Origin of the sequence: Leptolyngbya sp. FACHB-8 (genome assembly GCF_014695575.1) — a bacterium.
In the GTDB taxonomy this organism is placed as follows: domain Bacteria; phylum Cyanobacteriota; class Cyanobacteriia; order Elainellales; family Elainellaceae; genus Vacuolonema.
The window spans coordinates 64225-79230 of the sequence record NZ_JACJOO010000038.1 but is presented as its reverse complement, the minus strand read 5'-3'; the positions used below and the strand labels follow the sequence as shown (position 1 = coordinate 79230).

8 protein-coding genes are annotated in these 15006 nt (G+C 49.7%); 5 read left to right on the top strand and 3 right to left on the bottom strand.

Going from position 1 to position 15006, the window contains the following annotated elements:
• The first annotated feature begins 368 nt into the window (after window positions 1-368).
• Window positions 369-1004 carry a TerB family tellurite resistance protein gene (locus H6F91_RS07920; protein ID WP_190770550.1) on the top strand — a complete coding sequence of 212 codons (636 nt, stop codon included), beginning with the start codon at window positions 369-371 and terminating at the stop codon, window positions 1002-1004.
• A gap of 1929 nt (window positions 1005-2933) precedes the next feature.
• On the opposite strand, the gene H6F91_RS07915 is transcribed toward H6F91_RS07920, so the two are convergent.
• Window positions 2934-3758: a tetratricopeptide repeat protein gene (locus H6F91_RS07915; protein WP_190770549.1), complete on the bottom strand. Its 825-nt coding sequence runs from the start codon at window positions 3756-3758 to the stop codon at window positions 2934-2936.
• A gap of 1224 nt (window positions 3759-4982) precedes the next feature.
• On the opposite strand from H6F91_RS07915, the gene H6F91_RS07910 reads away from it, so the two are divergent.
• Window positions 4983-5711 (top strand): S-layer homology domain-containing protein, encoded by a 729-nt coding sequence (locus H6F91_RS07910; protein ID WP_190770548.1) that lies wholly within the window; start codon window positions 4983-4985, stop codon window positions 5709-5711.
• A 69-nt stretch (window positions 5712-5780) separates the two neighbouring features.
• The gene (locus H6F91_RS07905; RefSeq protein WP_190770547.1) at window positions 5781-6563 is read left to right on the top strand and encodes a class I SAM-dependent methyltransferase; all 783 of its coding nucleotides are present in this window, start codon (window positions 5781-5783) and stop codon (window positions 6561-6563) included.
• Between the two features lie 57 nt (window positions 6564-6620).
• On the opposite strand, the gene H6F91_RS07900 is transcribed toward H6F91_RS07905, so the two are convergent.
• Window positions 6621-7436 (bottom strand): carbon-nitrogen hydrolase family protein, encoded by an 816-nt coding sequence (locus tag H6F91_RS07900; protein ID WP_190770546.1) that lies wholly within the window; start codon window positions 7434-7436, stop codon window positions 6621-6623.
• A gap of 756 nt (window positions 7437-8192) precedes the next feature.
• Here H6F91_RS07900 and H6F91_RS07895 point away from each other — a divergent pair.
• Complete coding sequence (locus tag H6F91_RS07895; protein ID WP_190770545.1) at window positions 8193-8738, top strand: FHA domain-containing protein; 546 nt, start codon at window positions 8193-8195, stop codon at window positions 8736-8738.
• A gap of 132 nt (window positions 8739-8870) precedes the next feature.
• Here the strand turns inward: H6F91_RS07895 and H6F91_RS07890 are convergent, their stop codons facing one another.
• Complete coding sequence (locus H6F91_RS07890; protein ID WP_190770544.1) at window positions 8871-11666, bottom strand: EAL domain-containing protein; 2796 nt, start codon at window positions 11664-11666, stop codon at window positions 8871-8873.
• 438 nt (window positions 11667-12104) lie between these two features.
• Here H6F91_RS07890 and H6F91_RS07885 point away from each other — a divergent pair, with 438 nt between their 5' ends.
• The gene (locus H6F91_RS07885) at window positions 12105-14903 is read left to right on the top strand and encodes a DEAD/DEAH box helicase (protein ID WP_190770543.1); all 2799 of its coding nucleotides are present in this window, start codon (window positions 12105-12107) and stop codon (window positions 14901-14903) included.
• Window positions 14904-15006 lie beyond the last annotated feature (103 nt).

The following is a 15006-nucleotide window of genomic DNA, read 5'->3' as shown; positions in this document are numbered from 1 at the left end:
GATCTAAACGACCTAAGCATCGATTAGGAGGGTCTGGGGCTGTAACCCAGTCCTTGGTGGCCTGAAATGCTCCACCTGAAATGGCAATACTCACGCCAGATGACCCACTAGTACGCTGAGGCAGAAATCCATCACCTATGTTTTGTGTGGGGTGCTTCGCACCCCACACAAAACATAGGTTGCGAACTTAGGCCGCAGCCTACTAGAAGCTTAAAGTATCAATAAACTTGCGGATTCTCACGTTGACGAAGAATTACCTTCAGCGACAGACTCGTCGATAGTTTTTCAAGCTTTCACCGCTTTGGTAGATGTTGTACTGAGTTGGGGTGCAGGCACTAAAAACGGTATCACTCCACAACCAACGCTCTATGACACCCAGTTTGATGGATTCCTTGCCACTCAATGTAACTCCGCAAATATTACTCTCTCATCTAACCGAGCAACCCTTATCTGAAGAGGACTCGACTCTGAATCTGATTTTTGTTGCGGCTAGTGTGACTCTTATGTCGGGAGTCATGATGATGGATGGTGTCATTGACCCAGAAGAAATGGTTCACCTACACCAGCTTATGGGAGTGTGTGCTGACACCGATACAGCTTGCCATCGGCTGCTGCCCCGATTAATTTTAGGAATCAAGCGCCATCAGATTTACTTGAATCCCCGGTTATTCCTTGTTCTGGCAGAAGCGTTAGATTTGCCTCAGCGTCTGTTACTACTCGGCTTAGGCTACCGCATGGCAGCAGCAGATGGACATTTAAATGAGCGCGAGAATTTGTACTTGCGGGCGATCGCTCAACGGCTCTGCATTGACCCCCAACACGTTGCAATCTTAGAGGCCAACTCCTTAAAGTTTACTTTGTTGGAGACTGAGGCGTTATGGGAGGTTAATCACTACCTTGACCCATCCAATTTTCAGCTACACGAGTCACTACTTCGGTTGATTGCTCGCACTATTCATAGCAATCTACCAGCTATAGCTATACCTACTGCAATCAACGCTTAAGGGAGCGCGATCGTATTGTGTACAGAGGGCATGGGGATGAGGCTTCCATGCCCTCCTGCTTACAAATAGGTAACCTCAGTTCGGGATAAGCTGAAGTGCTCATTTTGGCGTGCGCAAAGCGCACGCCAAAATGAGTGTTTTCGAGTGCCGCGCGTTGCGCGGCACTCGAAAACACACTTAACCCGAACTCAGGTTAGGTATATTAGAATATCCTCACTTGAGTCTAATTGGTATTGAAATGAGTCTAAATGTAATAAATTTAAATCTCATCTTGAGATTTAAGATAAAGGAAGAGTTTGCCTATATTTGATGGTGGAGTTGTCCCGTGTCTCACCGTCAGACATGAATGATCTCTGCTACTTGGTACAGGGGCCTGTTTAAAGGCCAATTTTCTGTGCGCTAAACAGACGAAATGCCCCTTTTGCCAGCTTCGAAGCACGCTCTAGTGTCTTGGGAACAAATACGAGATTTTTGTAATCGGTATAAGAAAATACAAAGATATAAATCTATGTATGAGCTTAAGATCATAGAGTAGAGCCTTGAATATTTTTACTTTTAAGGTCTTATAAATGGATGCTTCAACCGCTCTTGCTTTTGTTACGGCTACAAAGCTTGGATATCGGCTAGTTGTCGGTACTCTTGAGGATGGCCAAATTTATACCCTCATCAACTTAAATAGCGGTTGTCGCATTGGGTATAAGACGCTAGAGGCCGTGCTCAGTTATTTAGAGATAATGAGCTCGTCATAGAAACCGTTTGCAGAAGCTAATTTCTCGTTGCTAGGTAGGAAGGATCAACTCCTGTAACCAAGCCTCAAGCAGCTTTTTGAAGTAGATACACTTGACCCTAAATAGGAAAAGGGTACTTTTCGCCCCCCCCCTCTTATATAGGGCTAAGTTTACTCAAACCGAGAGCCGTTGTTTTCGTCGCTTGGCGACGAAAACAACGGCTCTCGGTTTGGGCTTTAAAGAGGTACAAGATATAAGTTTAGAAAACCGCCGGTAGACATACGGCGGACACGCTAGCTGACTTGAATGAAAGATAGTGTCTCAGTAAGCACCCCCTAAAACATCCTCCTGGAGTAAAGCCTTATCGCGATCGCAAAAAATTCCAAAAAAAAGCCGCAGTTTGAGCTGCGGCAATAAATCTCTTGACTATTTTTGGGATGTAAATAGTTTTGCAGCGATCGCGATTTATAGCATCCCTCAAAAAGTAGAGCCCGGTCACAAACACAATTTATCAAAACAGTATCTAAGCTGAACATCTGTTGCAAGAAACGCCATTAAGAACATTCTTCCAAATAAGAGATTGAACCTGGTGCAGTTAAAGAATAAACACCTTCAATCGGCCGTGATGGCTCTCTAAAAGATGACTCTTTAAAGGGTTCTAATCTGAAAAAAAATTATGACGATTGCCCTTAGGAGCTCTTCCTAGAGCAGAGATCGGTTGCCCCCAGAAGAAAAATCCATGTCCTTCTAGCCAGGGCTAGACCTCTAAACTGGAGGACTTACGGCCCCATGAATAGTTGCGGTATACGCAACTATTCATGGGGATGGATTCTCTATTGTGTAAGGGTTTCATAGCATTGTCTTTTGGCCTGGACTAAAATTGGACTAAATTTTGAGGCTCGTTTTTAGCCCATCCGTGAGCCCTTGGTAGTGCAAAGCAACTGCTGAGTTGCAGCCTGCCTCTCCTGATATCTACCCCCGGTTGCCAATTTGTAACCTTTTCTACGCACCTCTACGGATCATCTATAGCTCCGCTTGGAGCACTTGCAGTAATCTCGCGGTGTTACTTCTAGAGACAAAGTGAAAAGATACAAATCATATAAACAGCAGATAAAAACGAAAGATAAAAACGAAATTTCTCTTGGCTACCATCAGTCCCGCGAGCTTGCCTCTGCGGGATTTTTGTTTTAATACTGTGGCGTTAGTTTGGTTGAGTTTGTAGTAACAATTCAACCTCTTCCAAAGCACTTTGGGCTTCTGTAAATGAAGGGTCAAGTTCAGTGGCTATTTGATACTCTTGTTGAGCTTCCTCTAAACGACCCTGACGCTCCAACGATAACCCTAAATCAAACCGGAGGACTGCATCATCAGGGCTAAGGGCGATCGCCTGTCGATAGGTTTCTTCTGCCGCTGCAAATTCCCCTCGATCATCAAATGTATTGGCAAGAATACGATGGTGTTCTGAATTTGTAGGTTCTAGGGATACAGCTCGCCGCAAAATTTCCAGAGCCTCCGAAGTCTCCCCTTGCACCCGCAGCAAATCTCCCAAAATAGCATGAGCCGTCCCATTATCTGGAAGCTGAGCTACAACTTCGCGCTGCATTGTGATTGCTTCTGCTAACTGTCCGGTTTCTGTAAGCAAAAACACAAGATTAGCGTAGGCCGGTAAATACTTGGAGTCGATGGCGATCGCCTGCCGCAGAAGCGCAATGGATTCATCAACCAACCCCTGGCTCGCTAAAACAATACTCAAATGCTCATAGGCTGGCATAAATCGAGGTTCTTGCTCGATTAGCCCTCGCAACAGCGTTTCCGCTCGCTTCAAATCACCATTGGCATATGCCTCATAGGCTTCAGTATCTTGTTGATAAAGCTCTTGAGGAAAATCATCCTGAGCCAACAAATTTGAAGACCCGTTTCCATATCTCAATCGTTCACGATCAGTGGCCGAAGCTGGATATGCCACCACCCCAGCCAGCATCAGAACCACAGAACTCAACCCCAAAACAACATTGGCAATTTTCATAAACTTTCCTCACGAAGAAGCAACGTCATCACTGAAAAACCCGGGATTTGGGCACTCCAGACGCTTCCCTACCCCTATCTTAGGCAACCTATTTGTCTTCTGAAAAAATTCTCTGGCCTAAACGCAGCTTATTCTGGCAACACAATTTGAGTCTTAAAAATAGACAAAGGAGCCTATCACTAGACTCAAAATAGAAATATGTGTCTCAAAAAAAGACAATTCCGTTCATAACCTCATTATGAAGTTTGTCCAATTATAAGACTTAAAATTCTATATACTAGACTCAAAATAATACGCAAAATCTTGTTGTAAGACAGATTATAAATACGTTTGCAAATATCAAATGAGACTCATGATAGGAACCTGGGTCTACCCTGGAGATTAAAGATAGATTCTAAGGATGTTCAATTTACGTAAGTCTCATGCATCTTGCCAAAAGACCAAAAATAATACTCATGAGTCTATTTTCAAGACAAAAAATTTAAGGTGTGGGAGAGAGGGCACCTTGTGCCCTCTCTCCCACACCTTATCCATGTGATAGAAGAACAATTACACCCTTAATCTGTGCATTTCAGCGATTTGGCCGACCTCAATGTCACATCATAATTCTTGGATCTCATTAAGAGACTTAACTGCATCATAGTGAGTCTATCTTTTGGAATTATGAGTTTCATAATGAACTGACACACCGCTAAATTGCTAGGGATAATCGGCCCTACAGAAATACAAAGTCTTGGGACAGTTTTTTGGGCTAAAAAGCTGGGCAAAACCAACAGTTATAGAGGTTATGGAAGGTTGCAGGGGAGAAGTAGATCCTGGTAAAACCTTCTAAAACGTGGGTAATAACAGGAGCTCAGTTGGGATTTCTATGGGATTCCTCAGCGATAACTGTACCAAGCTTTTTCCCGCAACCAGACTGAGCGTATATCCTGATAAAGATTTGAATTCGTCTTTTGGATACATCAGGCACCAGAACCCTTCTGGGTTTCGAACTCAACTTCATTTGATTACAAGCACCTTCTCAAAAAGTCAGCTTATTTAAACTCTGGAGTCCAACTAAGTTCAATCTTTCCTATAAGACGAGTTTGATGGGTCGGTTTTCTGAGGAACTTCCCGGAGGCTCAACCGTCACCCGAAGCAAGTTGGATGAAAACAGATGAATTCACGGACTGAGCCGTTGAATATCCTGCTGTAATCTTGACGAAATCGAAAGAGGATGTGAGGATGGGACGCTTCCGCGAAGCCGCCATACTGACGTTAATGTTGGCGATCGCATCAACAGTCGGTCAGCCACTTCAATCCAGACCAGAACAAAGTTTTGTTGACGCTGGAACTATACGTCAGTCAGTGAGTAATAAGCTTCAGAAGAATAAACTGCTCACTCGGGCTGAACTAGCGGCCATCCTGGTTGAGGCCTTTGATGTTGAAGATCGCCAATCGTCGCATGTGCGACTTTCCCATCAACTAAAATCGGTCAATGATGTTCCTGCCAACCACTGGGCCTACTTAGAAATTCAAAGCGTTATACAAACAGGAGTCATGACCACCTACCCTGGTGGGAACTTCCGGCCTAACCAAACCGTAACCCGTGCCGAAGGGTTTGCTGCGATCGCCCAGGCTTACGGAGCCACTCCGCCTTCTCCCCAGGAAGCTGAGATAATTCTGAAACGCTTCCCCGATGCGAGAGAGGTTCCGGATTGGGCCAAGCCATCTCTGGCCTCTGTCATATCTAAAGGGTGGGTCAATGTAAGCGAAGACCTCCGCCTCGATCCCGACAAACCCTTGACGCGGGGAGATGTCGCCCACACCCTCAGCATTTATTTAAGCCAGCATCCAACCTATCAGCGTCAGCAATCGCACACCACGTTCGATAATGTTGCGATTAGCAGTACTGGTTTTACTCTCAAAACGCCCTTTATACAAACGGCCCAGCTCAACATGATGAATCCATAACGGAGACACTGATATCCTTGAGCAATCTCCTTTGCACTAGATATTACCCCTGTCTCAAGGCTTTGACCTATGACTCCTGACCTGCTTCCCCTGCACCAGCAAAATCCTCTGGGGCGCTTTTCTGATCGCGCTCAAGACTATGCCCGCTATCGCCCCACTTATCCACCAGAGGCGATCGCCACCCTGCTCCGTGGTTTAGGCGATCCCACCACCCTGATCGCGGCCGATATTGGTGCAGGCACTGGGATTTCTGCTCGGCTGTTGGGCGATCGCGGTCTGACCGTGTGGGCTATTGAACCCAACGCTGCTATGCGCGCCGCGACAGAACCCCACCTTCAGGTTGCCGTCCGAGCAGCCACCGCCGAAGCGACAGGTTTACCGGATGCCAGTGTCCACCTTGTCACCTGCTGCCAGGCCTTTCATTGGTTCAAGGCCGAGGCAGCGCTTGCAGAATTCCACCGGATCCTCAAGTCCGGTGGCCGAGTCGCGTTACTGTGGAACGAGCGCAAACCCATTGATCGCTTCACCGAATCCTATGAAGCCATTATCTGCAATGCTTCAGATCGCCAGATCAAAGTTATTACAGACTATAAATCCTCTGAAGCTCTGGCCCATGCCCTTCAGTTCAAAAACTACCAGACCCACTACTTCGACTGGCTCCGCCCCATGACCTACGACGCACTGATCGGCCTCAGTCTTAGTGCCTCCTACGTTCCCAAATCAGGAGACGCCCACGAGCACATGCTGCATCGCCTCCGTTATCTATTTGAGCAATGGGCGGAGCTAGATGAGAATGGCGATCGCCAGATTCATATGGCTTATCGCACCAATGTTTATCTTGCTAGCAAATAAAGCTGCATTAGTGGATGCGTATTTCATCCTCCATCCACTAATGCGACAGAGCAAAGATTAGCCAAATACCCGATGTTGAAGAGCAGGCATTTGCCGACGTACTTGCTCTAAACGATTGGGAGTAATGGAGGCGATCGCTACCCCCGGTTCTTCCCCTGCATCAGCCAGCACCAATCCCCACGGGTCAATGATCACTGCGTGACCATGAGATTGTCGCAAGCTATAGTGCTTTCCAGTTTGGGCTGGAGCAATGACATAGCAGGTATTTTCAATGGCACGGGCCTGGAGCAAAATCTGCCAGTGGTCTTTTCCTGTATAAGCAGTGAACGCTGCGGGAACAAACAACACCTCAGCTCCCATGTGCGATAGGTGTCGATACAGCTCCGGAAAACGCACGTCATAGCAAACCGACAATCCAAGGTGGCCGAGCTCCTTGGAGGGATACACCTGTGGCAATTGCTTGCCCGATTGCACACTCTTTGATTCCTGATAGGTGTTGCCATCTGGCAGGTTCACATCAAATAAGTGGGCCTTTTCATAGCGAGCCAGTTCCTGCCCATCCGGGCCGATCAGGAGAGCAACGTTAAAAACCTTTTCAGAGGTTTCCGTCGGTACTGGGAAACCGCCCCCCAGCAGGGTGATCTGATAGCGCTGGGCCATAGTTTTGAGAAACTTTTCGCTGGCTTCAGCGATCACTGGGGCTTGAGTGACTTTGTCACTTTCAAGCCCCAAAAATGAAAAATTCTCAGGTAAACCCACCAGTTCGGCCCCTTGGCGAACCGCTAGATCGATCAAATCCTCAGCATGAGCCAAGTTGCGGCCCACGTCAGGAACACTATTCATTTGTACAGCGGCAGCCAAATACGACCTCATAAACCTTAGTAACCCAGCGTAGAATTAGCGAAACAATGGCAGAGTAATGGGGCAATCCGGAAAAACTCTAGCCCAAATCTTAACACCAATGGGGTTAAGGCTTGGGAGGTTAGAAATTTCCCGTGGTTAATCCTCTAAACCAATACTCTGAAGATTTTTTAAGATCTCGATTCTCCCCATACTTCGTCTACGCAGAATCAAGGATCTCAAAAATTCTCTGGAGTACTGCTCTAAATAGTTCTCGCCCAAGAATTACTGTTATTTGTATGAATGATTTGAATTATAAAATCATTGTTTCCCAAGACGGGGTAAGGATTTCACCGCTAATAACAGATGGCAAATAGCAGTATTCTTGCAAGAAATAAATTTGTTTATAGTCTATGTAAAAGTTCAATAAAATACCGGATGTCACTGCTTGCCGAATTGTTATAAAAATGAATTAATAGGGCCATAGGTAAACTTGCTCTTCTACAGGGTCTTCTCGGATCTTCATCTCCGGTTAGTGGGTGCAACTCTTCACAACTCCTCACATTTGACCTGTTCCCAACAGTAGTGGGCCAATTTGCCATAAAGCTCGCTGCTACGACATCCAGCACAAGATGCTACTGCTTTTTCTGGATTTTAAGGGTAATTTTCGCCGATCAAAGTAGGCGATCGCTTCTACTAGGACCTAAAAGACTCCTGTCGCCAGAGTACTCACAGGCTTGCCCTGCCTTTGTGCTTTTTGCTTGACCTCCTATTCCAGAGCTGAAATTCATGAATAATGACAATCTTGGTCACACCCTGACGCATGACTTCCTGGAATTTTCTGTAGATAGCTCAGAAATGTTGAATTTGGACAGCAACACCTCTAATGATTCAATGGCCCCCTTAGTCCATTGGGTCTGCCAGGCAGCGCGCCGATGTCAAGCTAGCCAATACTTCATTCAGGCAGTTCAAGCCATTCAAGGCGTTTGCTTAGCCACTAACCTGAGTTGCTTAAAGCAGGTAGAAATTACAACCGTATCTTCGGGATGGGCCATTGGCCGCAGTTCAACTTGTGCCATTCGCATTCCAGATACCTCTATTTCTCGTTGCCACGCTATCTTGAACTATCATCCCGAAAACGGTTTTTTTATTACCGACCTGGGTAGCCGAAATGGAACTTGGGTTAACACTCGACGCCTCGACAAGATGGAGCGTCAGACCTTACGGGATGGCGATCTACTAAAGATTGGCAAAGTGAGTGTGGAGTTCTTTGTCACAGGCTGCACTGAGCAAAAAGGGATTTCCACCCTCGCCTATGAAGAAACCCGTTCGTAATCTCCCGCAGCTATACAACCCAGTGTGAATTGGTTCGGTACAAAAGGGATAGGGTGTGGGATGTTTCATCCCACACCCTATCCCTTTCTTTGTACTTCAAGGAAAGAGGCAGAGCGGTGCTCCGCCTCTCCCCTATCCTTTGCTTTGTCGCTGAACGGAGCAATCCAGAGGCGAACATTGCTGCAGCAACTCGGAGACTGTATCCGTGTCTAACGGTTTGGCAAAGTAGTAACCCTGCCCCGACTCACACGCCATCTCAAGCAAGTAGCGGCGCTGCTCCTCCGTCTCAACCCCCTCGGCGGTCACATCCATGCCCAGGTTATGGGCCAGCGTGACAATCGTTCGCACAATCTCAGCACTGTCCTGGCCCAGATCCATTTTTGAGACAAATGAGCGGTCAATTTTCAGGGTGTTGATGGGAAAGCGCGATAGATAACTGAGGGAAGAATAACCGGTTCCAAAATCATCAATTGATAGCTGGATACCGAGGGATCGCAGCTGATTCAGAACATTGATGACGCCCTGTCCTGTATCCATAATGGTGCCTTCGGTGATTTCTAGCTTCAGGCAAGAGGGGGGCAGTCCAGTCTCTTCCAGGATGCTCTGAATCTCGTGGGTCAAATTGGGAAGAGAAAACTGTCGGCTTGCTAGATTCACGCTAATGGTTAAAGGTGGCAGGTCGGGATATTGATTCTTCCAGACCTGCATCTGCCGACAGGATTGACGCAAAATCCACCAGCCCAGGGGAATAATCAGCCCCGTTTCCTCCGCCATGGTGATAAATCGGCTGGGGGGAAGAAAACCCATGGTGGGATGGTGCCAGCGGGCTAACGACTCAAAGCCAAGGATGCGAGACGTTGCCAGATTCACGATGGGCTGGTAGTAGAGCATGAGCTCTTGATGTTGGTTGCCCTCCTCCTCCAGATCCTCGACCCAGCGATGTTCGTGGCTAATCGCTCGGCGCAGGTCATTTTCTAACTTTAAGCGGGCCAGCATACGGCTGTGCATGTCTGGATCAAACACTTGGCAGCGCGCCTTACCCTTTGCCTTCGCCCGATACATGGCGGTATCCGCATCCTGGAGCAAATGCTCAGGGTTTTTATGCCGGGTCGAGCTAATGGCAATGCCAATGCTGACGGTAATATAAACCTCGTGTTCATCCAGGTGAAACGGCAGGGACAGGATCTGTTGAATTTGCTCGGCCGTCCGAGTTGCATCACCGGGATGCTCTACATTCTCCAGTAGCACAATAAATTCATCGCCCGAACGACGAGCAATCACCGACTCCAAATTGAAAAACCCCTTGAGGCGCCGGGCGATCGCCACCAATAACTGGTCACCAATGTCATTGCCCAGGCTGTTATTGACCACCTGGAATCGGTCCACATCCATTAGCAACACGGCATAGACATAGAGCGCATTCTTCTCAGCTGCCACAATGGCTCGCTTCAACCGATCCAGGAAAAAAGCGCGGTTGGGCAATCCCGTTAGATCATCGTAGTAAGCACTACGCCAGAGCTGCTCCTCAACCGCTTTGCGGGCAGTGATGTCGAGCTGCGAACCCGCCATACGATAAGGGTTGCCGTGGCGATCGCGCACCACTACCCCTCGGCAAAGCATCCAGCGGTAAGAACCATCCCGGTGGCGGAGCCGATGCTCATTTTCAAACTCGCTTCGCCTGCCCTCCAGGTAATCCTGAATACTAGCCTGGAGTGGGGCTAAATCATCAGGATGCACCCGTTCGTACCAGGATTCTGGGCGATCGTCTACCCCATCCCCTTCTTCCCCCAACATTTCCTTCCATCGCTGCGAGAAGAAAATCGTATTCGTTTGCAGATTCCAGTCCCACAAACCACCATTGGAGCCCTGCACCGCCAGGGCATAACGCTCCTCGCTCTGGCGCAACAGACTATTGACCCGCAGTTGTTCTTTGAGGGTAACGACCGCCGTGGTTAGCGTTAGCAGAAGCAGCGGCATCGCAATGGGAATCCAATAATCCCAGTGAAACAAAAAAATGCCCAGTAGGCCCCAGCTGAGGCACAGGGCTGCCCAAAAAGACAGCAAGCGTTCAACTCGCCAACGGCTGACCAAACAGCTGAGCCCTGGCCCTCCCAATAGCAAAATCAGTACAATCCAACCTGCACCCAGGCGTTTTAGATCGTCATTTTGCAAGAGGTTCCCAATAGCTGCGGCCTGTAAGTAAACGCCACTGGTAGGTGGGTCACGGTCGAAGGGCGTTTGCAGGGCATCTAAAGTAGGGGTCGTCAGCCCCAACACCACGATGCGATTGGCAAACACTTCAGGGGATACCTTGCCACTGAGAATATCGAGCAGAGAATAGTGGGGGGCCATGTCGGCAGGCCCAGCCCAATTAATCCACAGGGGGCGGTTGAGGCGATCGGGCAATTGCAGGCTGCGATCGCCCTGATGGGCACTCATCGCCACGACTGACAGCGCAGGTAAACCGTTTCGTTTCAGGGGAATTTTTCGCACCAATCCATCCAGTTCCCGCTGTTGTTCGGTGTGCCCGATGGCCCAGGCGGCCTCTCGCAGCTTCGATGTAGGAGGAATTTGAGCGCCGGTTTCGTCCCAAGATTGGGCCAGCACCATGCGATTAAACTGCCCCATAGCCTTTGCCAATTCCCCATCAGACGGTGTGGATTCCGACAGCAACAGGTCAAGGACAACGACGCTAGGTTTTCCCTGGGCCAGAATATTAAGCAGCCCTACCAGGCGATCGCGCGACCCCATAAACTGTCCTTCCGTTGAAGTGCGCGACTCATCAATTTCTACGACCACCACATCGGAGCTCCAGGGCACCGAACCTCGCAGTTGAAATAGCGTGTCATAGGTCAGATTCTCAAGCGAATCTCCAATTCCCAGTTGCAGCAGCCCCAGCATCAGCAACAGCGCTAGCAAACCTGCCATGCCGTTGTTCCACAAACGCTGTATTGGAGCAGGCCAGTACCGTGAAAAGAGCCTGGGCGATTTTTTGCCCAGCCACAACCATGAAAGTAGCTCCCCTGAAAAAATCTGCTTCATAGATTTCAACTGATCCAACCGTTGCCCTATTGCCATTGAAATTCCCCGCCTAGTAGCTGCACTGCTACACAGGACAAAGCAATCGTCTCGAAGTTCCTGTGGAGCGGACATCTAGACACTGACGCTTCTTTTCGATTAAAGCCTTTGCCACTGGGCGATCGCCATGCTCAGAGCAGGACTTCATGCTTCCATCAAAAACAGTGCTTTGGCGATTACTTGCCCTGAATTTCGCTTGATGCACCAAAATGGACGTTAGAAGGTCAACCAACCTTTGAAAATATCATCTGCTATATGATGGCACTGAACGGAGAATAGCGAACTTTAGTGAATACATCTTCTCCAACGGCTGAATTCAACGTACGAGAGTGGTTCCCCTTTGAGCTGGATAACTTCCAGTTGCAGGCGATCGAGGCTCTCAATGCCGAAAAATCGGTAGTGGTGTGCGCCCCCACAGGGTCCGGTAAAACCCTGATAGGGGAATATGCCATCCTGCGTGCCCTGGCTCACAATGAAGCTCTAGCGGCAGCAGGCTCCCCAGAACGGCGCCGGGTGTTTTACACGACGCCGCTCAAAGCGCTGTCAAACCAGAAGCTACGTGATTTCCGTAATGCCTATGGTGAAGATAACGTGGGGCTACTCACAGGCGACACCTCCATCAACCGGGATGCCCCCATTCTGGTCATGACCACGGAAATCTTTCGTAACATGCTTTATGGCACCCCCATTGGCCAGATGGGCACCTCTCTAGAGGGGCTGGAGGCCGTGGTACTGGATGAGTGCCACTACATGAACGATCGCCAACGCGGCACGGTTTGGGAAGAATCCATTATTTATTGCCCGCCCCAAATTCAACTGGTGGCGCTGTCGGCCACCATTGCCAACAGCGAGCAACTCACGGACTGGATTCGCCAGGTACATGGGCCTACGGAGTTGATCTACTCCGACTACCGCCCGGTGCCCCTAGAGTTCCACTATGTTTATCCCAATGGCATTGTGCGGCTGCTCAACGACACCAAAACGGCGATCAACCCCAGTCTTAAAAAGCGCGCCAAGAATAACAAAGGCAAAAACGGCAAACCTCAGCGGCAAGAAGCTCCTACCATTTCCTCGGTGGTCAGTCGCTTGGCTGAGGCGGATATGTTGCCGGCGATCTATTTCATCTTCAGCCGCCGGGGGTGCGATCGCGCCGTTAAAGATATGGGCGGCCGCTCCCTTGTCTCCCCAGCTGAAGCAGCCCAGCTCAAAGAGCACATTGACGACTTTTTGGCCCGCAACCCGGATGCTAACCGCGCACACCAAATAGATGCGCTCTATCGGGGAATTGCCGCCCACCATGCTGGCATTTTGCCAGCATGGAAGGTGTTGGTCGAAGAACTTTTCCAACGGGGGCTAATTAAAGTCGTTTTTGCCACAGAAACCCTGGCTGCCGGGATTAACATGCCTGCTCGCACCACGGTGATTTCTGGCCTTTCCAAACGCACCGATGACGGCCATCGGTTGCTGACCGCCTCCGAATTTCTGCAAATGGCTGGCCGCGCCGGACGCCGGGGTATGGACATCCAGGGCCATGTCGTCACCGTACAAACCCCCTTTGAAGGGTCACAGGAGGCGGCTCATCTGGCGACGGTGGGTCCAGATCCGCTGGTGAGCCAGTTTACTCCCAGCTATGGCATGGTGCTGAACCTGCTGCAAATCCACACGGTGGATGAAGCCCGAGAACTGATCGAGCGAAGCTTTGGGCAGTATCTCGCGACCCTTCACCTGCAACCGCAGCAACAGGGCATTCTCGATGTAGAACGGGAGATGGACCATCAGCAAGCCCAGATTGCCCATGCCGATTTAGCTCAGTTGCAGCAATTTGAGAAATTGAATGGGCGACTGAAAGAGGAGCGCCGTCTGTTGAAGATTTTGCAGCAGCAGGCGATGGAGCTACAGTCACGGGATTTGCTGCTGGCGTTGCCGTTTGCGATCGCCGGTACCCTCCTCTCTCTAAAAGGCAAAAACGTTCCTGTCCATACTCCGCTAGCCGCTACCCTGGTAGCAAAAATACCCGGTTCGGGTCAATTTCCCAACCTGATTTGTCTTTCCCCTGACAACCGCTGGCATGTTGTCACCGTTCACGACGTCGTCGGACTTCATGCCGAAATTCCGCGGTTGGCCCAGGCTGACCATCTGGTACCCCCACCAGAACTCCCGCTCAAACCGGGCCAGAGCCGCAGTGGGGATAAAGCATCTGCCGCTGTCGCCGCACTCATTCCTGATCTCAGCCACACCGCTGAGTCGGCTCCAGAGGTACAGGAGCAGCAAAACCTGGTGGATTCCCTTGAACGGGAGTTAGCGAATCATCCGGTGCAGCAGTGGGGCAACCCGACCCAGTTGCTCAAACGCTTCCATCGATTGCAACGGTTGGAGGATGAGTTGCGCGATCGCCGCGTCAAGCTCAGCAAGCACAGCCAGTATTACTGGAAAGAATTTACCAAGCTCATGGAAATTCTGCGGGAGTTCGATGGGCTCCATCCTTCGGATGCGGATGGACGTGTTTTTCCTACAGAACTGGGACAAATTGCCGCTGCTATTCGAGGGGATAACGAGCTATGGCTGGGTCTTGCCTTGGCCTCTGGCGAACTGGATCACCTGGAACCGCACCAACTGGCTGCTGCCTGTGCGGCCCTGGTCACCGAAGTATCGCGCCCGGATGTGTGGAACGCCTTCAATATATCCATTGAGGTGGAAGAAGCCCTGGAGGAATTGCGAGATATTCGCCGCCGCTTGATACGGCTGCAAAACCGTCATCAGGTGGCTCTGCCCGTCTGGCTGGAATACGATTTCATCGCTCTCGTGGAACAGTGGGTGTTGGGAGATGTGTGGCGACAACCCACTGCCTCAGAGCAAGCTGCAATTGATCCCTCCTCCCAAACGACTCCCATACATGGAGTAGATTGGCAACAGCTCTGCGCCAACACCAGTTTGGATGAGGGAGATGTGGTCCGTGTGCTGCGACGCACCCTTGATTTCCTATCCCAGATTCCTCATGTGCCCCATGTGTCTGAGCGGTTGAAACGGAGCGCGATCGCTGCCATTCGTAGCATGGATCGTTTTCCAGTTAGCGAGAGTCTGACCTGAAATGAGAAGTGGGACAGGTCTTATGGCTGGGTCTCTTGGTTGATGAGTGAATCCGCAAATTGGAGCCACTGCCGAAGGTGAGTGTTCTCGCAGCAAAGCGGCT

Bases quoted from the DNA above. Each gene is read 5' to 3' on its own strand.
- H6F91_RS07920 (WP_190770550.1), top strand. From the start codon at position 369: ATGACACCCAGTTTGATGGATTCCTTGCCACTCAATGTAACTCCGCAA.
- H6F91_RS07915 (WP_190770549.1), bottom strand. From the start codon at position 3,758: ATGAAAATTGCCAATGTTGTTTTGGGGTTGAGTTCTGTGGTTCTGATG.
- H6F91_RS07910 (WP_190770548.1), top strand. From the start codon at position 4,983: ATGGGACGCTTCCGCGAAGCCGCCATACTGACGTTAATGTTGGCGATC.
- H6F91_RS07905 (WP_190770547.1), top strand. From the start codon at position 5,781: ATGACTCCTGACCTGCTTCCCCTGCACCAGCAAAATCCTCTGGGGCGC.
- H6F91_RS07900 (WP_190770546.1), bottom strand. From the start codon at position 7,436: ATGAGGTCGTATTTGGCTGCCGCTGTACAAATGAATAGTGTTCCTGAC.
- H6F91_RS07895 (WP_190770545.1), top strand. From the start codon at position 8,193: ATGAATAATGACAATCTTGGTCACACCCTGACGCATGACTTCCTGGAA.
- H6F91_RS07890 (WP_190770544.1), bottom strand. From the start codon at position 11,666: ATGGCAGGTTTGCTAGCGCTGTTGCTGATGCTGGGGCTGCTGCAACTG.